The 398-nt window shown below is 58.3% G+C and carries 1 rRNA gene; it reads right to left on the reverse strand.

Going from position 1 to position 398, the window contains the following annotated elements:
* Positions 1 to 308: 308 nt before the first annotated feature.
* Positions 309 to 398 (reverse strand): 16S ribosomal RNA (locus tag ADK86_RS17150); the annotation flags it as partial.

Here is a 398-nt window from a genome sequence, read left to right on the forward strand (position 1 = left end):
AACTTGGCCACAGATGCTCGCGTCCACTGTGCAGTTCTCAAGCAACGACCAGCCACCCACCACCCCAACCCGAAGGCTGAGTTCACTGGGGCCGGCGTTTGAAGGAACAGGCAAAGCCCGTGCCCTCAGACACCCAACAGCGTGCCCGACAAGTCCCTCACCCTCTGCGTTCCACGCCGAAGCAGTACTAACAGAGAAGAAACTGAACTTGCCGAGTAGTCAACGTTCCACCCATGAGCAAACCACCGTCGGACATTCGCCGACGTAGTGGCTCTGGACAACCTTGCGGTTGCCTAGAAGCTCCTTAGAAAGGAGGTGATCCAGCCGCACCTTCCGGTACGGCTACCTTGTTACGACTTCGTCCCAATCGCCAGTCCCACCTTCGACGATTCCCTCCC

The organism is Streptomyces sp. NRRL F-5755 (genome assembly GCF_001279365.1).
In the GTDB taxonomy this organism is placed as follows: domain Bacteria; phylum Actinomycetota; class Actinomycetes; order Streptomycetales; family Streptomycetaceae; genus Streptomyces; species Streptomyces rimosus.